Raw genomic sequence first — 17667 nt, forward strand, 5'->3', positions numbered from 1 at the left:
TTGGGTTGCTCCGGGGTTTCTGTCGATTTGGGGTCACCGAAGTGACGGTCTTGAAATCGCAGTCGAACTGTTTGTTGGAATCGCTTTTGCCGTCGCATTCTTAAGAATGAAATTTCAAAGGGAAGAAGCATAGCTACAGAAACAACAAAGCCCACTCAATCTCAGTTGAGTGGGCTTTGGTTTGAATCGCTGTTGCCATTCTTAGGCGTGGGTTGCGAGCGCTCGCCCTTCTACCAGCGCCTTCATTCCCGCAACAATCTCACGTAAAGATTCAGCCTGGGCGTCGAGTTGTTCTCCGGCTGCGGCACCCTGCTCGGCGCTTGCTGCGTTCTTCTGGGTCACCTGTTCCATCTGCAAAATTGCGCTTGAGATCTGGGTGATTCCGCGAGCCTGTTCTTGGGTGGCCAGATTCACTTCGTCCACGAGTGTCTTGGTCTTCTTTGCTCCCTCGGTGAGGTCGGCAATTCCAGCTTCGACAACCGCAAGCTTATCCTTGCCTTCCCGAGAACTCTCGATCGATTCCTCGATGAGAGCGGCAGTCTCTTTCGAAGCCTGTGCGCATCTCTGCGCAAGGTTTCGAACCTCGTCAGCCACAACGGCGAATCCCATACCCGCCTCACCAGCACGGGCCGCCTCGACAGCCGCATTCAATGCAAGAATGTTGGTCTGGAAGGCTATCTCGTCGATCATCTTGTTGACCTTGGCAATCTTCTCGCCCGAAGCGTTGATGTGATTCATCGAAGTCACCAAGTCTGCGAGCTTCGCCTTCATCGATACATAATCCGCGCCTGCCTTCGTCACAATCTCGGCAACATCCTTCGAGTGATCCGCCGTCTGGCGCGTCATCGAATTGATCTCTTCCGTCGACGACGATGTCTCCTCCAGCGAAGCCGCCTGTTCCGAAGCGCCCTGCGCGAGAGCCTGCGAACTGCTCGACACCTGGCCTGCTGCGCTGGATACCTGGTCGGCACTCTGCGCCAGTTCCTCTGTTCTCTGGGCCAGTACTTCGACGATCCGTGAAACGCCGAACCAAACCACCAGGACCGACAGGATCGCAAGCACTACCACAATCACGTTTACGATCGTGGACTGCGTCCCCATAGTTTGTGCTTCGTCCCTTGCCTTCTGAGAGAGGGCCGATTGTGCTCCAACCAGCGAATCAGCAGCGTCGGTCAGTGATTTGCCGAGCGGAATGAACAGGCTGTCGCGGATGATTGCCTCGGTAGCTTTTCCATCGCGGCAAAGAGCGTCCTGGCTGCGGTGCATCTCCACGTACTCTGCTGTTTTCGTGCGCAGCGTGGAAAGAGCCGACTTGCCTGTATCGGTCACTAACATTGGCTCGAGCTCGTCATAGCTGCTGTTCAGCTTGCGAATCACCTCGCCAAACATCCGATTGCTCGAGTCGACACTGGTCTGATCTTTAATGACGGAAAACTGCAGGTCGCCGCGATGGTACAGACGCATGAGCGCAAGGTCGCCTTTGATCTGCGCCATGATCTGCAGCTTCTTCACCATCACGGTGGTGGAATGCTCCAAGCGGGTGCTGAATTGCCAGTGCACATAAAACGACCATGCCGAAAGCAACAGCACACAAATGAAGGTTGAGCTAAGCGCGAATAGAGCTTTCTTCTTGAGTGACATTCTGGTTGCGACTCCTGGGGGGGCGGACCGCAACAAATTTGGACCGCTAGAATGGTTCACCCTATCGGCAGCAACTTGAAAAACTTCAGTAAATTTTTGTCTCGTTTTGGTTACAAAACGACCAGTTTTCCTCAGGTTCCAAAAGCCCTCTCTCGGAGCACACCTCCTTCAATTTTGCCCGGTTTAAGATATATCTTTACATCCGATATATCTTGAGATATATCTTTAAATCGAGGAGAAAACAATGTTTGAACATGGATTCAACCACCATCACGGCGGGTGTGACCGCCGACATTTTCGCAGAGGCCCTCTAGGTCCGGAACGCGGTTTCGAGGGCCCTTTTGGTACGGAGCGGCATGGCGGCCCCGGGGGTGAGCGCGGTTTCCGCGGCTCACGTGAGCGCCTATTCGATGCGGGAGATGTAAGGCTCGTGGTTCTTAAGCTGCTCTCGGAGCAGCCCAGCTACGGCTATCAGCTAATTAAGACCATGGAGCAGCGACTTGCCGGAGGCTACACTCCGAGCGCGGGCGTGATCTATCCAACTCTCACAATGCTCGAAGAAGAAGGCCTAGCCACGTCCACTTCTGAGAACGGGAAAAAGGTTTACTCACTCACACCGGAAGGGAAGCAATACCTCAAAACCAACAAGCGTCAGATCGAGCAGTTGTTCGGGCGTATTGCGGAAGCAGGCCGTACCTTTGAGCGTGGGCGCTCGCCGGAAATTATGAAGGCCTTCCACACTCTGCGCGGTGCCGTCATCGCACGTGTTTCGCGCGAGAGCGTCACCTCCGAGCAGATCCGGGACATCACCGATATCATCAACGCCGCTGCTCAGGCAATCGATGACCTATAGCCTCAACGCGCTGTCACGCCTCGGGTACGGCTGCGCGTTGAGATCAGTTTGAAAAGGACAAAATCCATTGCAGTATTCAGAATCTAAGTTTCGCCAAGGTTTCACCCAAATCTACGCTGCCGCGAATCCACCTTGGGACATTGGCAAGCCGCAACCGCCCTTCGTAGACGTAGCAGATCAGGTCACCGGGCCTCTGCTCGATGCAGGATGCGGAACTGGCAACACATCCGTATTCTTTGCCTCCCGCGGTCTGCAGGTCACCGGCATCGACTTTGTAGAAGAAGCGGTTCGCCGCGCTCAGGCCAAAGCCGAGTCACGTGGGCTAACTGTTCAGTTCCTTGTGAAGGATGCCATGTCGCTCGTTTCGTGGGACCAGCGCTTTTCCAGCGTGATCGACAGTGGCCTGTACCACATCTACGACGTCGAAAATCGTACTCAATATGTACGCGGGCTCACCAATGTTCTCGAACCCGGAGGACGTCTGTTCCTCCTAAGTTTCAGTGATGAGGATCCAGCACCGGAAGGTGGAGTTTCACTCAAAGAACTTCAGGCGGATTTTGCCGAAGGCTGGAAAATTGAATCAATCCGCTCAGTCCGCGGAGAACTAAACACAGCTTTCGTGGCGGAACAGCCAAACGCCTTCCCTAATGGCGGCCCCAAGATGTGGTTTGCCATTATTCGCCGCACCGCATAAACAAAACCGGCGCTCTCTGGCGCCGGTCGTCTGTACTGTTCTAATTGGGGAATTACACCGCCGTTAGCACGTGTCCCATCTTCAGCTTTTTGGTTTCCATGTAGAAGTGAGAGCTCGGAGTTGGAGGCACTTCGCAACTAATACGCTCCACAACGATTCCCGCGCGCGTCAGCGCCGCGATCTTCTGCGGATTGTTGGTCATTAGTCGCACTTGCTTCAGCTTGAGGGCCTTCAGAATTTCAACTGGAAGCGCAAAGTCACGGTAGTCCACCTTGAATCCCAAGTGCTCGTTGGCCTCGATCGTGTCCAGTCCGTGGTCTTGCAGCGAATAAGCCTGAAGCTTGGCCATAAGCCCAATGCCGCGCCCTTCCTGCTTTTCGTAGATCAGAACTCCCACACCCTCATCGGCAATCGCGCGCATAGCCTGGTTCAGTTGCTCTCCGCAGTCGCATCGCAATGACCCCAGCACATCGCTTGTCAGGCATTGCGAGTGGATGCGCACCAGCGGAGCGCCCTGCGAGATGTCGCCCATAATCAGCGCCACTGCTGTTTCCAGCTTGTCGCCCTTCGTGCGTTCAAAACCCAGCGCACGGAAATGTCCCCACTTCGTCGGCAGCTCTGTATCGGCAACTTGCCTTACTGTGGAGGTACTGCAATTGTCAGCAATCATCTTTTCTGTCCTTCGTCTGCTCAGCCCTGGGTGCCCCATCCTGCGCCGCCTGGCGCACGTGGGGTATTTGAAGTTCGGCTAGTTCCTGGACTTCAGTGTGTGCGCTCGTTCCATCCGCTGGCGATACTCCACCAGCTCGGCGATACTCAGCACCACCATGTCATGCTCCAGCGCGAACTCATCGATGTCGCTGCCCTTGGCCATCGTGCCGTCAGGGTTCGTGATTTCGCATAGGACGGCTGCGGGTTTCAGTCCTGCGAGCACGGCCAAATCCACCGAGCCTTCTGTATGCCCTGTGCGAGTCAGCACGCCACCTGGAGCCGCCCGTAGCGGAAACACATGTCCCGGACGAACCAGATCCTCTGGCTTGGCGTCATCGGCAATTGCGGCCTTGATGGTCGTCACCCGATCCTGCGCCGAAACTCCAGTCGTCACGCCCTCGCGCGCCTCGATCGTCACGGTGAAGGCCGTCTGGAAGCGGCTTTCATTGTTCTCGACCATTAGGGGCAAATCGAGTTCTGCAATCTTCTGTTCGGGGAGGCACAGGCAGACTATGCCGCTGCATTCGCGGATCAGCACTGCCATGGATTTCGGTGTGATCTTTTCGGCCGCAACAATCAGGTCGGCTTCATTCTCGCGGTCAAAGTCGTCCACGAGAATTACGGGATGTCCCTGTCGCATATCTTCAAGGGCCCGCTGGAATCTTTCTTCAAAGGGAAGTGCCGCAGATTGGAGTGTCGCGGCTGCGACTGGCGAGATGGACATTTGAAACGCTCCTCGTTCGTTAAGTCTGACGAAAAACGTTTCAGGGCTTTGAAGCGGAAGGCTATCCCACACCCGAACCGTGTAACCTCGTGAGTTACTAGCGGGTGCAGATGTCGCGCATCTTCTTTCATCCGGACTTTAACCGTCGGCCCTGGAATTTCACCAGATCTGCTGACCCTGCTTTCGCAGGCGCTCGCGGGCTATACCGCCGGTGGGGAGTTGCACCCCGCCCTGAAGACGTACGCCTAATACAAACCCATCATAGCGCCAAACAGCCGAAAAGTAACCGTGCGCGCCGTCACTTATTTCCGTGATGCGTTAGGAATATTCTATTTCCAACGTATGTGGAGGCAGGTTCAGAGTATCGGCTTTGACTTGTTGACGTTTCGCTGGTACAGTCTCGAACCGTTTAAGTGCCTGTATCCGGGTTATTTGTTAGAAAGTAAGTAGTGGGGTTCTAAGCGGCTAGTCCAAATTAGCGTGTTTCGACGGCAAATGCTTTTGTTGCCGTCAATGTCGCTTGTTATCGCGCTCGGAGTCCTGAATATGAAAAACGTTTCGCATGCATCTGTTTCGCCTTACTTGGCGGGTTGTTCCGCGAGGAGGATTTGATGCCTTCGCCTTCTGTGCTCGTTCCTTGGGCCCTTTGGCCGTTGTTGTTGGGAATTGGGTTGCAACTGCTGTTGGTGAAGATGCAGTCCTCCCGCGCCAAAGGCGTTCTCGCTTTCCTTTGCAGCCTCGTTAGCCTCGCCGCCGTCCTCGGAACTTATCCCGGAATCCGTAACGGGGCAGCCATCACACTCAATCTTGGCACTTGGGACGGTCCGCTGACCCTCGTCCTGCACGTGGATGCGCTCAGCCTGTTGTTTGCCTTCATGGCCACAGGAATCGGATCGCTCGTCCTGCTGTATTCGATTGATTACATGGCCGAAGATCGTGCGGCCTCGCGCTTCTACAGCATCATCCTGGCATTCATCGCGGGCCTCGTTACCCTTGTTTACAGCGCGAACCTGCTGATCTTCTACCTCGGATGGGAACTCGTTGGCCTCTGTTCCTTCGCCTTGGTCGGTTTCTGGTACAAGAATCCTGAGGCCGTCAGCGGAGCCCGCAAGGTGCTGTTGATGACGCACCTCGCCGGATACGGCCTCCTCGCCGCCATCCTCATCATCTATGCGCGCACCGGATCCACCATCTGGACCGATGCGGCCGTGGGTCAGTCGCTCACCACGGGGCTGTTCGTGCTAATGCTCGTGGCGCTGGCAGCCAAATCCGTGCAGTTCCCGCTGCACACTTGGATTCCCGAAGCCATGGCCGCGCCGACTCCGGTCAGCGCCTTGCTGCACGCTGCCTGCTACGTAAAGGCTGGCGTTTACCTTGCCGCCCGCATGCACAGCTTCGCCGCATGGCCGCAATCGTGGTCCATCATGATGCTCACCGTAGGCTCCGTCACCATGCTGGTCGGCGTCCTCTACGCCTTGGTGCAAACCGATCTGAAGCGCCTGCTGGCCTTCAGCACCGTCAGCCAGATCGGCTACATGATCACCGGAATCGGCCTCGGCACTCCGCTTGGCATCGCAGCCGGTCTCCTGCATTGCGTAAATCACGGATTCTTCAAGGGCAGCCTCTTCCTCGCCGCCGGTTCTGTCCAACACGCTGCCGGAACTCGCGACATGGACAAGCTTGGCGGCCTCGCTACCAAGATGCCCCGCACAACCTGGGTCTGGATGATCTCGGTCGGAGCCATGATGGGCATTCCGCTCATGAGTGGATTCGCCAGCAAGTGGCTCGTTTACACCGCCGCCTTGCAGACCGGAATGGTCATCCCGGCGCTCGCCGCCTGGGTCGCATCCATCGGTACCGTATTCATCGGAGTTAAGGCGACCAGTGCCGTTTTCCTCGGCGAAACCAACAAACAGACCGAGCACGCCCACGAGTCTCCGGCCACGATGACCGCAGGCATGATCCTGCTGACCGTCGTGACCGTCATACTTGGTATCGCACCTCAGCTCGCCGTGCGCCTCATCATCAACCCAGTTTTGGCGGCATTCGGAATGCCTGCCGCGGTCGGCGTTTCATGGTTCGGAATGACCGATGCCATGGGTAGCTGGTCGGCTTCTGTAGGATTGGTGATGGCCGTCGTCTCTGCCGTCATTGGTGGAATCATCTACTTCGCCATCGCACGCCCGGCTCGCACGGTTGTAGCTCATCGCGCCGCCTATGCCACGGTGGCCGTAGGTGGTGGAACCTTCACCGGAGGCGAGCCACTCGGCAACGACTCCCACATTTCCGCAGGCGACTTTTCCGAAATCCTCAAGCGTCAGTGGTCTCCGATCCTTAGCGGCCTCAACGTCGATGAGGTCTATCTGCGCGTGTGGCAGGCTCTCTCCCGTGCGGCTTCAGCCTTCCGAACCGTGATCTCGTGGTTTGAAGCCAACGTTATCGCCACGCTTCTCGGTGCGTTGGTTGTGACGTTAGCCGTCGCGCAGAAGTTCGCACCGACGATCACGCCGATTCCAGTGGCCGCCGCCGAACACATTCCCGCCATCGTCGGCCTCTGCAGCGGAATCGCCTTGCTCGCGTTGATGCTTGCATCTGTCGCCAACTCAGCATGGCGCAAATACTCCGCGCTCATCTTGCTATCCGGAGCACCAGCCGTTGCGGCACTCTTCATTGAGTCCGCGACGCTGCGCTTGGTTCTGCTGGAAACGGCTTCGTTCCTGGCCATCGCTCTCATTTACCAGAGCGCGAAAAACGCAGAGGTGGCCCATTCAAGCCCATCAGTTGGGCTTGAGGGGGGTAAGCACGAATCCCATCTCTCTGCCGTCTGGACTTACGCATCGGTCGTCATCGCTTCTGCTGCGACGCTCGTTCCCGGCCTCCTGCTGCTTGAGAACGGAAACGCGAGTGTCGCCCGCACTTTGCTGATCGCGGGATTCTTCCTGAAACTCGCGCTCATTCCGTTCTGGATGTGGCTGCCCAAGGTCGCCGCTCAGGTACCGTCGCTCGTTATCGCCCTCCTCATCTGCGTCATCGACATCGCGGCCTTTGGCGAACTCGCGCTGGTGGCAAGAGCGATGCCTTGGTTGCTTGAACCACGTCCTCTGTGGCTTGGCGCTGCCGCTCTTACGGCAGTCATCGCGGGTGCATTGATGCTGGCCGAGCGCGACATCAAGCGACTACTCGCTCTCTCCACTGTCGAGGACATGGGCTTCCTTACCTTCGGACTGGTCGCCACAACAGCCATCGGTTTCGACGGTGCAATCGTCGGAGCCGCTGCCCACGCTATCGCCAAGGCCTTGTTGTTCATCTCGATCAGTTCACCGGAAGCCGATGGCGCACTGAACGATCATTCGCAGGCTCTTGCATCGCGGTACCCGATATCGGCCGGGGGATTTGTGTTCGGCATGCTGGCCGTGCTCGGAATTCCGCCCACGATGGGTTTCATCGGACGCTGGCGCCTTTACGAGACAGCGGCACAGCAAAGCACATGTTTGCTCGTGCTCTTGATTGCCGCTTCCATGATGGCGCTCATCGCCTATGTCCTCACGCTCACTCGAGTTTGGTGGGGACCATCAACCGCCCAAGCCTCTGAGGCTGTTTCTCGCGAGGCCGGATTGAGCAAGCTCACCGTGATCGTTCTAGTCGCGGTTCTGCTTCTTTCTGGCGTCTTGCCCGTCGGGCTGGAGAACTTACTGCGAGGCATCCAATGAAGCTGCTACAGAAACTCGTTAGTCACTGCCGCACCAAGAGCCCCTGGCTGTTCCACATGAATTCCGGGAGCTGCAACGGTTGCGATATCGAACTGATTGCCAGCATCGCGCCTCGGTACGACGTCGAGCAGCTTGGCATCCACCTCGAAGGCAGCCCACGTCATGCTGACATTCTCGTTGTGTCCGGCCCCGTCACTATGGGATCGGTCAACGCCGTGAAGGCCGTGTACGACCAGGTTCCTCATCCCAAAGTGGTCGTGGCGCTCGGCTCCTGCGGAGCGACTTGCAATGCGTTCGCCGGAAGCCCAACCGTCGTAGGCCCGCTCAATCGACACATCCCGGTTGATGTTTTCGTCCCCGGATGCCCGCCGCGTCCTGATGCCATCATCGAAGGCATCGCAAAGGCCGCAGCCATTCTCGGACAGCCCGATCGCAAGCCTCTCACGCTTGATGAAATGCAGGGTGAGCCGGACGCCGAAAGCGCGACCTCTGAGCCGACCGACCAATCCGAGTCCGCAACAGAAGGAGAGGCGCTATGCAAATAACCATCGCCATTCTCCGACTACTCGTTTTCCCCGGATTGTTGTTCGCTGTCCCTGCGGCGTGGTTTTTCCTCTATGTCGAGCGAAAGACCATCGCCCACATGCAGCAGCGCTTCGGTCCGCCATTGCTCCAGCCCTTCTACGACTTTGTAAAGCTGCTCGGCAAGGAGCCCATCGAGGGACGCGGCATCGAAGGCTTACTCATGAAGGCGTGGCCTGCGCTCTCGGTTCTCACGCTTCTCGCCGCGCTGGCACTGCTTCCGGTTTTCCCCGGGAAGTCAGGCTTTTCCGGCGATCTTATCCTGCTCATAACGCTCCTTGAGTTGCCCTCGATGTTCTACATCCTCGCGGGCTTCACCTCGCGCTCCGTTTACGGCAAGGTCGGAGCCATGCGCGAAGCCTCGCTCAGCCTTGCGAGCAACCTTCTTTTCCTCGTCGCGGTGATGATGATCGCCATGACGGCTCACACCTTCCGCATCTCGGAACTCGCCACGCCCACGGCATCACCTGCGCGCTGGCTGGGACTCGCGGCCATACTCATCTGCATTCCGGCGAAGCTTCGCCTCAACCCGTTCTCCGTCTCCAGCGCCGAGCAGGAAATCTACTCTGGCCCGCTCACCGAATACAGTGGCGGCGATCTCGCGCTCTGGGAATTGGCTCACGGACTCGAATGGCTTGCTCTTTCCGGACTGGTTGTTTCTCTTGCGTTCCCGCGCACCGGATTTGTTTTGGCTGATGCTGCTATTTTCGCTTTCCTGTGCTGCGTGGTGGTGATCGTGTTGGCGACGGTTGCCGCCGCGACGGCCCGTTTCACCATTGAACACTCGGTGCGCTTCTATTGGCGCTGGGGCATTGTACTGGCAGCGGTTTTTCTGATTTCTGCCATTGTGATTCGAGGTTAGACGATGAGCATCATCAAGCTGCTCTTAAAGAATCTTCGCGAAGGCACCATTACGCTGCCGTTCCCGGAACGTCCACCCATTCACGGTGCGTACCGGGGCATGGTGAAGAACAATCCTGACGAGTGCACCGGCTGCGGACTCTGCGCCTACGTATGCACCTCCTCGGCTATCACCGTGCAGCGTGTCCTCGATGGATACCAATGGAGTTACGATCCCGCGCGTTGCACTTTCTGCTCGCGCTGCGTCTCTCGCTGCCCTAAGCATTCCATTGAAATGGAAAGCGAGCGTCCTCCGGTATATGTGGAATACGGAAGTCTCGCACACACCGATCATGTGAAGAAGAAGACCAAACCGCCAGCCGCTCCGGCGACTCCTGCCGCTCCAAAAAACGAGGCCGCAGGTGCCTAGTACATCGAAAGAGAGCTGGATGAAGTGAGGGTGCAAGCATGACGCTAACAGAATTGCGATTCGACTCGACTCTGCTCGAATTACGCGCCGAAGATGGGTGGGAACAGAAGAACGGTAGCTGGTGGATTTCACCTGAGGCGCTCGACGTGCGCGCCATGACCACGTTCATGCTCGCCGAGGGCGCTCGCCTTATGACCATCATGTCCATGGAGCGCCAGGATGGCGAAATCCGTCTCGACTACCACTGGGATGTGAAGGGAACCATCATCACGTTTACCACTCGCACCGAAGGCAACAAGATCCCGAGCATTCTCGATCTGTTGCCCGGAGCCGACTGGATCGAGCGCGAGATTCACGAATACTTCGCCGTTGAATTCATCGGACGCGACAATACAAAGCCTTTGATGTTGCGGTCCGGACTTGAGCCGGGGCTGAACCGCCGCGAGGTCGCCAAGCAATGACCTACAAAATTCCTATTGGACCGTTCCACCCGGCTCTCGAAGAGCCCTACAAACTCGATCTCTTCTGCCACGGCGAAACCGTGCAGTCGGCCGAGCTGAACGTCGGTTTCAACTTCCGCAACATCGAGTACCTCGCGCAGAAGCGCAATTACCAACAGATCATTGCACTCGTCGAACGCGTCTGCGGCATCTGCTCCAACGTTCACACCACAACGTTTTGCCTCGCTGTCGAGCGCCTGCTCGGCTTCCAGGTTCCCGAGCGCGGGCAGTACATCCGGGTCGCTGTTGCCGAACTCGAGCGCCTGCACTCGCATATTCTTTGGGCCGGAATCGCCGCCAAGCTCATCGGCTTCAAGACCATGTTCATGAGCTGCTTTGCCATGCGCGAACAGGTCATGGATCTGCTCGAACTGATCTCCGGAAACCGCGTCAACTACGGCATGAACTGCTTTGGCGGAGTCATGCGTGATATCACCGACACCGATGTCATCCTGAAGATCGTCGACAACATCGAGAAGGGCCTCGTCAGCTCCGTCATCCCGGTCTTCACCACGAATCCCACCGTGCGCGATCGCTGCGCCGGAATCGGCATACTGACCAACGAGCAGGCACGCGCCATGGGAATCGTCGGACCACTCGCACGCGCATCAGGTGTCAGTCAGGATATTCGCCGCGACGCTCCTTACCTCGTGTACGACCGCTTGCAGTTCGAAGTCCCTGTGCAGACCGACGGTGATGTCCGCGCCCGCCTCGTTGTCCGCGCCCTCGAAATGCTTGAGAGCTGCAAGATTCTGCGCCAAGTCATTCGCGATCTGCCCGAAGGCCCCATCGCTTGCGCTCCCGGCATGCCACGCCTCAAGGTGCCCGCAGGCACTGCAGTTTCGCGCCTCGAAGCTCCGCGTGGCGAAGTCTTCTACTCGGTCACGTCCAACGGCAGCGACATCCCGGAACGCGTGAAGATCCGCACGCCAACCTTCGCCAATATGCCTTCCGTACAGTGGGCCGTCATCGGCGCGCAGTTAGCCGATGCTCCGCTCATCCAGGCATCCATCGATCCTTGCTACTCCTGCACGGATCGCTAGACGCATTCCAAAAACGCAATAGGCGCCGATCCCTTCGGCGCCTTACTTTTCCTTTGTTTTTCCTGAGCGAAGCGAACCCCGTCCTTAAGCTCTTACTGCTCTGCACTCTCAAACAGCACATGATACCCGCGCTGGAATGACTGCAGATGATTCCGCATGGCCTCCCGCGCCTTTGCCGCATTGTGCTGCCGGAAGGTCTCCAGGATTTTGCTGTGCTGTACGACGGCCTGCTGCATACCTTCCTTCACCAGGAGGCTTTTTCCGATCAGATCCATCATCTGCTCGCGCACGCCGGTCAGAATATTGCTCAGCACGTCATTGTTTGCTGCCTGTCCCATCAGCAAATGGAATGAAAGATCCAGCTTGCAGAACTCTGCCGGATCGTCCAGCGAATCCGCCATCTGCCTGATCAGTGTTTCCATCTCCCGGATCTGCTCCGGCAATATGCGTTCCGCACAAAGCCCTGCGAGCTCCGACTCCAGGATCAGACGCGCCTCGATGAATTCCCGTAGCGACTTTGCATTCGTCAACAATCCATTGCTCAGCCAAGGACTGGTGAAATACGCCGAAGGCTGCTCAGCCACATAGCTTCCGCCACCCGCCCGCACGCGAATCAACCCGATGAAAGCCAGCGAAGTCAGTGCCTCGCGCAGGCTTGAGCGACCCACATTGAACACCCTGCACAGTTCCGCTTCGGATGGCAGTCTTTCTCCGGGTTTCCAGTCTCCGGCAGTAATCCGCGCAGCAAGTTGCTTCGCCACCTGCTCACTCAAGGTAGCGCGCGCAACTGGACCGAGACCGCTGAAAGTCTTAGCGAACATTCGAAAGCCACTCTGTTGACAGGGCTAGGATAGGCTCTAATTCTCTCCTGTCAATCACGATTTCATATTAACCGAACACTAAGGCGATCACCGGGGTGCCCCACCCCTAAACTCGTGCTTCCCGAGTTTAGGGTGGGGTTGTTGACTTTGACCTTCCTTCCCCTGGTATGAATAAGGCTGAATGGTCTTTACACGTTCTTCACTTCCTGCGCCAACTGCGTCAGCGAAGACTTCGCATCCCCATACAACATGCTGGTCACCGGCTTGAAGAACAGCGGATTCTCCAGTCCCGAGAACCCTCTCCCCTGACCGCGTTTCAGCACAATCACCGACTTCGCCTTGTCCACTTCCAGAATCGGCATCCCTGCAATCGGACTGTTCGTGTTGTCTCTCGCGTCCGGATTCACCACGTCATTCGCACCTACCACTACCGCCACATCGGTCGATGGAAACTCCGGATTAATCTGCTCCATCTCGTAAAGCTCGCCATAGGGAACGTTGGCCTCTGCCAGCAACACGTTCATATGCCCCGGCATACGTCCCGCCACCGGATGAATCCCATACTTCACCGTCACACCGCGTTCTTCCAGCGCGCTAGCCAACTCGCGCACTGCGTGCTGCGCCTGTGCCGTCGCCAGCCCATATCCCGGTACGAAAACTACTTTGTTCGCATACGCCAGTCGCACAGCTGCGTCGTCCAGCGAAATCTCCCTCATCTCACCAGCTTCGCCTTCTGCCGCTGCATGATGCACCGCGCCAAAGCCGCCAAACAGCACATTGGTGATCGAGCGATTCATCGCCTTGCACATCAGGATCGACAGGATCAAGCCCGAGAATCCATCCAGCGTACCGGCGATGATCAACACATTGTTTCCCAGCACAAATCCTGTTGCCGCCGCCGCCAATCCTGCATAGCTGTTCAGCAGCGACATCACTACCGGCATATCCGCCGAGCCAATCGGAATCACCAGCATGATTCCGAACACGAATCCCAGCGCCACCATCGCGTAGAACGCCGCCGTCGCCTCCGGATTCACAATCGAATACACGAAGCACGCCACCATCCCGCCAAAGAGCAACAGGTTCACCACCTGCTGTCCCTTGAACTGCACCGGAGTCCCTCTCACCACGCCTTGCAGCTTGCCCGCCGCTATCAGCGAACCCGTCGTCGTCAGCGAACCCAGCATCACTTCAAATCCCAGCGCGCCGCGCGTGAATGTCGGCATCTCTAGCCCGCCATGCAGCGTGTATTCGGCAATGCCCACCAGCGCCGCGGCAAATGCGCCAAACGCGTGCGACAGCGCGGTTCGCTGTGGCATGGCCGTCATCGGCACCCAGATCGCCATCAGCGCGCCCACAATCGAGCCCACAATCAGCCCTGCCGCAATCCACTCGTACGTGATGATCTTGTGGTGGAACAGCGTTCCAATAATGGCCGCCGCCATGCCAGCCTCGGCCATAAACATGCCTCGCCTTGCCGACTCCGGATGGCTCAGCCCCTTCAGGCCCAGGATGAAAAGAATTGACGCAATCAGGTAGGTGAATTCGAGGAAGTAATTAACGCCGACTTGCTCCATTTACTTGCTTCCTCCCTTCGCCGTCTTTCGTGACTGGAACATCTTCAGCATGCGATCCGTAATGCCGAAACCGCCCACCACGTTGATCGTCGCCGTCGTCACCGCAATGAATCCCAGCAGAGTAGCAATCGAAGGCTTCGCCGCATCGCCTCCGTGCGCCAGCGCATGGAAGTCCACCTTGTGCATCCCGGCAATCACCAGCGAGCCAATCAGCGAGATGCCCGAGATCGCGTTCGTCGCCGACATCAGCGGCGTATGCAGCAGCGGAGGCACTCTCGAAATCACCTGATACCCCAGAAAAGCCGCCAGACAGAACACATACAGCGCCGCGATCAGTACCGCCGGATTCAGTCCTTGCATGAAATCTCCTACGCCTGCTGCGCACCGGCCGCAGCCGTCACGCGCTCGTTCACAATTTCGCCGCCGAATGCGACACACGCCCCGGCGATAATCTCGTCCTTGCGGTCGAGCGTCAGTTCGCCATTTTTCAAGATCAATTGCAGAAAGTTACTCAGGTTGCGCGAATACAGCATGCTCGCGTGTACCGGCATTTCCGCCGCCAGGTTCAACGGCCCAAAGATGGTGACGCCGTTGTGCACAACGGTCTCGCCCGGCTTTGTCAGCTCGCAATTGCCACCCGCCGGAGCCGCCAGATCGAAGATGATCGCCCCCGTGCGCATCTCCTCCACCGCCGCCCGTGGAATCATCAGCGGAGCCCGTCGTCCTGGCACCTGTGCCGTCGTAATTACCACATCGGAAACCTTCGCTGCCCGCGCAATCGCCTGCCGTCCCAGCTCCAGTGCCTCCGGACTCAGCTCCTTCGCATAGCCCCCCTTGTCTTCCGTCTGCAGCCCGCCCAGATCGACCTCGATGAATTTCGCACCCAGCGACTTCACCTGCTCGCCCGCCGCCGCTCTTACGTCATAGGCCTCAACCACCGCGCCCAGCCGTCGGGCTGTCGCAATCGCCTGCAACCCCGCCACGCCCGCGCCCAGCACCAGCACCTTTGCCGGAGGCACGGTACCCGCCGCCGTCATCAGCAGCGGAAACAGCTTCGGCAAGTGATCCGCCGCCACAATCACGGCTTTGTATCCGGCCACCGTTGCCATCGATGACAGCGCATCCATCGACTGCGCTCGCGTTATGCGCGGCACCAGTTCCATCGAAATCAGCGTCGCCCCGCGCCGCACCGCCGTCTCCAGCGCCGCCGGCTCATCCAGCGGACGCAAGAACCCAATCAGTACGCAGCCATTCTTCAGTCTTGTCTGGTCTTCCACCGGAGGCACATTCACCACCGGAATCACATCGGCCTCAGCAACCAGCGCCGCGCGATCGTCTGCAATCTGCGCGCCCACTGCTTCGTAATCCTGATCGCTTGCCCCCGCCCGCAATCCCGCCCCTGCCTCCACCACGACGCTCACGCCTTGTGCGGTAAGCGTCTTCGCTCCATCCGGTGTCAGAGCCACGCGGGACTCGTCCTGTCTGCTCTCTTTCAAAATGGCGACAAGCACAATTTCCTCCGTAACCTCATAGTGTTAGGAATGCAAACACTACTTCGATGCTGCGCGACTCAGAGCTGATTCCCTGATATCGCACCTCTTTTCGATTTCTTGTGAATTTCTGAACCGCCCCACGCGGCTACCGTAAGACAACAGTGTCATCCTGAACTGCGGTTTGAGCTATGGCGTCATCCGAAGGAAGTGAAGGACCCCTACCCCGCCAGCCTCTGAACTGCCGGTGTGATCATTATGGTGTCATCCTGAACGAAGTGAAGGATCTCTATCTCCACTGCCGCCGCAGGTCACCTACTGCTCACTCTCTCAATGCCGGAGTCGTGAAGCAACATGCACCGCCTACTCCTCGTACAGCAGCGGAAACGCGTTCTGCACCTCTGCCGCCACCCCACGTGCGACTTGGATGTTCACCAGCGGTCCTCGATTCATCCCCGGACAATACGACGCCGCATGACGCCGCTGTTTGGGATCATTCAGTAGCTCTGGCCAGTACGGAAACGCGCTGCATTGCAGTGGCTTCACCTCGTGCACCGAGCACCCTGTCGTCATCAGGAAAGGACACTGCTTCCCGCGCGGCTTTCGGAACCGCAACAACGGCTTCTTCCCGCACACATAGCGTCTGCGGAACTCCACCCGCCCGATTTTCAGATGACTCGCAATGCGCGCGATATCTTCCGGAGTCAAATACACGAAGCCCTTCTGCTCGCAGCACTTCGTGCATCCCTTTTTGCATTCAAAACGCATCTGCCGAGTGTACTCGAAACCACCCCGCCGTCCTTTGCCTTTGCTCTTTAGCAGTGTCATCCTGAGGCGAAGCCGAAAGGACCCCTACCGCTCCACCGTCGTCCCTCTCATTTCCGAGGAGTCGATTTCCGCCTGCTGGAATCTAAGCAGAGTAGAATTCCGTTGCGCATTTTCGAAAGGGGCATCGCATGGCAAAAGCTCTCATCATGCTCGTACGCATCCTGGCTCTGGTCGGTCTCGTTCTCGGCTTGTTTCTGTGGAGTGGTTCGGCCAGCTATCTCGCACCACACATCGGAGTTGGCTTTCTGATTTCCGCCGTGGTTTTCATCCTGTCCATTGTCGGCATTCTCAAGAAGGCGGTTGTCCCCGGCATCCTCGGCGTCATCCTCGCCGTCCTCGTCCCCGTCGCTGGATTCAAACAGCTCCCGCTTACCTTCCACACCTTCGGAGTCATCCAGATCATCCACGTCGTCGTCGCGCTTGCCATAATCGGCGTCGCCGAAGGCCTCTACGGCGCGATCCGCCGCGCCAGCTAAAGCCTCCAAAGGGGTGCTCCATCGTGCGACCGCACGCGACGATGGGCACCCAGACTCACCAGAATCAATCACCTAGCTGACGCAAAGAGAAATTTCCTCGTTTCACCGCGCCCCAAAGTCATTTCCATGCAAATCGGCGGCTTCATTCCTGCTCTGCATTTTTGCCACTCTATGTTCACTTCCTGCCAACAGGCATACAGCACGTAATTGCGTGCTTTCATCACACTGCGATGTGATGTGCCGTTAACTCGACTAAAATTTGCTTGCACTCAGGTTTGCATTCTAATTACCATTTAACTTCCCTCAGGAATGGTCGCGCGTTTTCCCGAGCGCAGGTGTACTCATACGATGAATATTGGCGAAACGATTCGGAATTTCCGATTGCAAAAGGGTATGTCACAGGGTGACATTGAAAAACGCACAGGCCTTCTGCGCTGCTATCTGTCACGTGTAGAGAACGGTCACACCGTGCCCTCGTTAGACACTCTGGCAAAAATCGCCGAATCCCTTGAGATTCCTTTGGGTAGTTTCTTCGCCGAGCCTGCTAGCGATAGTGGCCCCGTCAGGGCTCTGCCTCAGCTTAGCGATGAAGAGGTGCGGTTCCTTTCCCAGATTCGCCGCTACTCCAGTGGACTTAACGATAGCGACCGCAAACTCGTTGTTGCGATGGTCAAAAAAATGGCGGCCTCGAACGGTCGCTAGGTACCTCTGATTTTTGCTTTCCGATCATGAGCGCGCCTTTCGGGC

Annotated in this window: 18 protein-coding genes and 1 riboswitch; of the genes, 10 read left to right on the forward strand and 8 right to left on the reverse strand. The window is 57.5% G+C overall.

Going from position 1 to position 17667, the window contains the following annotated elements:
• Positions 1–201 precede the first annotated feature (201 nt).
• On the reverse strand, positions 202–1641 hold the full coding sequence (locus tag AC6IZD_RS00610; protein WP_497785737.1) for a methyl-accepting chemotaxis protein: 1440 nt from the start codon (positions 1639–1641) through the stop codon (positions 202–204).
• A gap of 244 nt (positions 1642–1885) precedes the next feature.
• Between AC6IZD_RS00610 and AC6IZD_RS00615 the strand changes: the two genes are divergently transcribed.
• Positions 1886–2494, forward strand: a complete 609-nt coding sequence (locus AC6IZD_RS00615) for a PadR family transcriptional regulator (RefSeq protein WP_497785738.1) — start codon at positions 1886–1888, stop codon at positions 2492–2494.
• Positions 2495–2561: 67 nt separating this feature from the next.
• Positions 2562–3188 carry a class I SAM-dependent methyltransferase gene (locus AC6IZD_RS00620; protein ID WP_497785739.1) on the forward strand — a complete coding sequence of 209 codons (627 nt, stop codon included), beginning with the start codon at positions 2562–2564 and terminating at the stop codon, positions 3186–3188.
• Positions 3189–3240: 52 nt separating this feature from the next.
• Here AC6IZD_RS00620 and ribA read toward each other — a convergent pair whose 3' ends face one another.
• Entirely contained in the window at positions 3241–3858 is a 618-nt protein-coding gene (ribA, locus tag AC6IZD_RS00625; RefSeq protein ID WP_497785740.1) for a GTP cyclohydrolase II, read from the reverse strand.
• A gap of 78 nt (positions 3859–3936) precedes the next feature.
• The gene (gene ribB / locus AC6IZD_RS00630; protein ID WP_497785741.1) at positions 3937–4623 is read right to left on the reverse strand and encodes a 3,4-dihydroxy-2-butanone-4-phosphate synthase; all 687 of its coding nucleotides are present in this window, start codon (positions 4621–4623) and stop codon (positions 3937–3939) included.
• Positions 4624–4738: 115 nt separating this feature from the next.
• A riboswitch (FMN riboswitch) is annotated at positions 4739–4866 on the reverse strand.
• Between the two features lie 368 nt (positions 4867–5234).
• On the opposite strand from ribB, the gene AC6IZD_RS00635 reads away from it, so the two are divergent.
• From AC6IZD_RS00635 to AC6IZD_RS00660, 6 genes are read left to right on the forward strand one after another with little or no spacing between them, the layout of a single operon-like run.
• Positions 5235–8333 carry a proton-conducting transporter transmembrane domain-containing protein gene (locus AC6IZD_RS00635; protein ID WP_497785742.1) on the forward strand — a complete coding sequence of 1033 codons (3099 nt, stop codon included), beginning with the start codon at positions 5235–5237 and terminating at the stop codon, positions 8331–8333.
• A complete protein-coding gene (locus tag AC6IZD_RS00640) occupies positions 8330–8878 on the forward strand; it encodes an NADH-quinone oxidoreductase subunit B family protein (protein ID WP_497785743.1) in 549 nt (182 codons plus the stop codon). The genes AC6IZD_RS00635 and AC6IZD_RS00640 overlap by 4 nt, the downstream gene beginning before the upstream one ends.
• On the forward strand, positions 8869–9777 hold the full coding sequence (locus AC6IZD_RS00645) for a respiratory chain complex I subunit 1 family protein (protein ID WP_497785744.1): 909 nt from the start codon (positions 8869–8871) through the stop codon (positions 9775–9777). The genes AC6IZD_RS00640 and AC6IZD_RS00645 overlap by 10 nt, the downstream gene beginning before the upstream one ends.
• Before the next feature lie 3 nt (positions 9778–9780).
• Positions 9781–10185, forward strand: coding sequence for a 4Fe-4S binding protein (locus AC6IZD_RS00650; protein ID WP_497785745.1), 405 nt, complete (start codon positions 9781–9783; stop codon positions 10183–10185).
• A gap of 38 nt (positions 10186–10223) precedes the next feature.
• Complete coding sequence (locus tag AC6IZD_RS00655) at positions 10224–10646, forward strand: NADH-quinone oxidoreductase subunit C (protein WP_497785746.1); 423 nt, start codon at positions 10224–10226, stop codon at positions 10644–10646.
• Entirely contained in the window at positions 10643–11728 is a 1086-nt protein-coding gene (locus AC6IZD_RS00660; protein WP_497785747.1) for a hydrogenase large subunit, read from the forward strand. Before AC6IZD_RS00655 ends, AC6IZD_RS00660 begins: the two co-directional genes overlap by 4 nt.
• Positions 11729–11820: 92 nt before the next feature.
• On the opposite strand, the gene AC6IZD_RS00665 is transcribed toward AC6IZD_RS00660, so the two are convergent.
• The 5 genes from AC6IZD_RS00665 to AC6IZD_RS00685 all read right to left on the reverse strand — a co-directional run bounded on the left by AC6IZD_RS00665 (position 11821) and on the right by AC6IZD_RS00685 (position 16444).
• Complete coding sequence (locus AC6IZD_RS00665; RefSeq protein WP_497785748.1) at positions 11821–12549, reverse strand: FadR/GntR family transcriptional regulator; 729 nt, start codon at positions 12547–12549, stop codon at positions 11821–11823.
• 188 nt (positions 12550–12737) lie between these two features.
• A complete protein-coding gene (locus AC6IZD_RS00670) occupies positions 12738–14126 on the reverse strand; it encodes an NAD(P)(+) transhydrogenase (Re/Si-specific) subunit beta (protein WP_497785749.1) in 1389 nt (462 codons plus the stop codon).
• Positions 14127–14486: an NAD(P) transhydrogenase subunit alpha part 2 gene (locus tag AC6IZD_RS00675; protein ID WP_497775969.1), complete on the reverse strand. Its 360-nt coding sequence runs from the start codon at positions 14484–14486 to the stop codon at positions 14127–14129. It lies immediately after the preceding gene.
• 8 nt (positions 14487–14494) lie between these two features.
• Positions 14495–15637 carry a Re/Si-specific NAD(P)(+) transhydrogenase subunit alpha gene (locus AC6IZD_RS00680; RefSeq protein ID WP_497785750.1) on the reverse strand — a complete coding sequence of 381 codons (1143 nt, stop codon included), beginning with the start codon at positions 15635–15637 and terminating at the stop codon, positions 14495–14497.
• Between the two features lie 342 nt (positions 15638–15979).
• Entirely contained in the window at positions 15980–16444 is a 465-nt protein-coding gene (locus tag AC6IZD_RS00685) for a YkgJ family cysteine cluster protein (protein WP_497785751.1), read from the reverse strand.
• A gap of 128 nt (positions 16445–16572) precedes the next feature.
• Between AC6IZD_RS00685 and AC6IZD_RS00690 the strand changes: the two genes are divergently transcribed.
• A complete protein-coding gene (locus tag AC6IZD_RS00690; RefSeq protein ID WP_497785752.1) occupies positions 16573–16920 on the forward strand; it encodes a hypothetical protein in 348 nt (115 codons plus the stop codon).
• A gap of 348 nt (positions 16921–17268) precedes the next feature.
• Positions 17269–17622, forward strand: coding sequence for a helix-turn-helix domain-containing protein (locus AC6IZD_RS00695; protein ID WP_497785753.1), 354 nt, complete (start codon positions 17269–17271; stop codon positions 17620–17622).
• Positions 17623–17667: the final 45 nt, after the last annotated feature.

This window comes from Koromonas humicola (assembly GCF_059726255.1).

Coding starts and splice junctions, on each gene's coding strand:
- AC6IZD_RS00610 (WP_497785737.1), bottom strand. CDS start 1,641: ATGTCACTCAAGAAGAAAGCTCTATTCGCGCTTAGCTCAACCTTCATT.
- AC6IZD_RS00615 (WP_497785738.1), top strand. CDS start 1,886: ATGTTTGAACATGGATTCAACCACCATCACGGCGGGTGTGACCGCCGA.
- ribA (WP_497785740.1), bottom strand. CDS start 3,858: ATGATTGCTGACAATTGCAGTACCTCCACAGTAAGGCAAGTTGCCGAT.
- ribB (WP_497785741.1), bottom strand. CDS start 4,623: ATGTCCATCTCGCCAGTCGCAGCCGCGACACTCCAATCTGCGGCACTT.
- AC6IZD_RS00635 (WP_497785742.1), top strand. CDS start 5,235: ATGCCTTCGCCTTCTGTGCTCGTTCCTTGGGCCCTTTGGCCGTTGTTG.
- AC6IZD_RS00640 (WP_497785743.1), top strand. CDS start 8,330: ATGAAGCTGCTACAGAAACTCGTTAGTCACTGCCGCACCAAGAGCCCC.
- AC6IZD_RS00645 (WP_497785744.1), top strand. CDS start 8,869: ATGCAAATAACCATCGCCATTCTCCGACTACTCGTTTTCCCCGGATTG.
- AC6IZD_RS00650 (WP_497785745.1), top strand. CDS start 9,781: ATGAGCATCATCAAGCTGCTCTTAAAGAATCTTCGCGAAGGCACCATT.
- AC6IZD_RS00655 (WP_497785746.1), top strand. CDS start 10,224: ATGACGCTAACAGAATTGCGATTCGACTCGACTCTGCTCGAATTACGC.
- AC6IZD_RS00660 (WP_497785747.1), top strand. CDS start 10,643: ATGACCTACAAAATTCCTATTGGACCGTTCCACCCGGCTCTCGAAGAG.
- AC6IZD_RS00665 (WP_497785748.1), bottom strand. CDS start 12,549: ATGTTCGCTAAGACTTTCAGCGGTCTCGGTCCAGTTGCGCGCGCTACC.
- AC6IZD_RS00670 (WP_497785749.1), bottom strand. CDS start 14,126: ATGGAGCAAGTCGGCGTTAATTACTTCCTCGAATTCACCTACCTGATT.
- AC6IZD_RS00675 (WP_497775969.1), bottom strand. CDS start 14,486: ATGCAAGGACTGAATCCGGCGGTACTGATCGCGGCGCTGTATGTGTTC.
- AC6IZD_RS00685 (WP_497785751.1), bottom strand. CDS start 16,444: ATGACACTGCTAAAGAGCAAAGGCAAAGGACGGCGGGGTGGTTTCGAG.
- AC6IZD_RS00690 (WP_497785752.1), top strand. CDS start 16,573: ATGGCAAAAGCTCTCATCATGCTCGTACGCATCCTGGCTCTGGTCGGT.
- AC6IZD_RS00695 (WP_497785753.1), top strand. CDS start 17,269: ATGAATATTGGCGAAACGATTCGGAATTTCCGATTGCAAAAGGGTATG.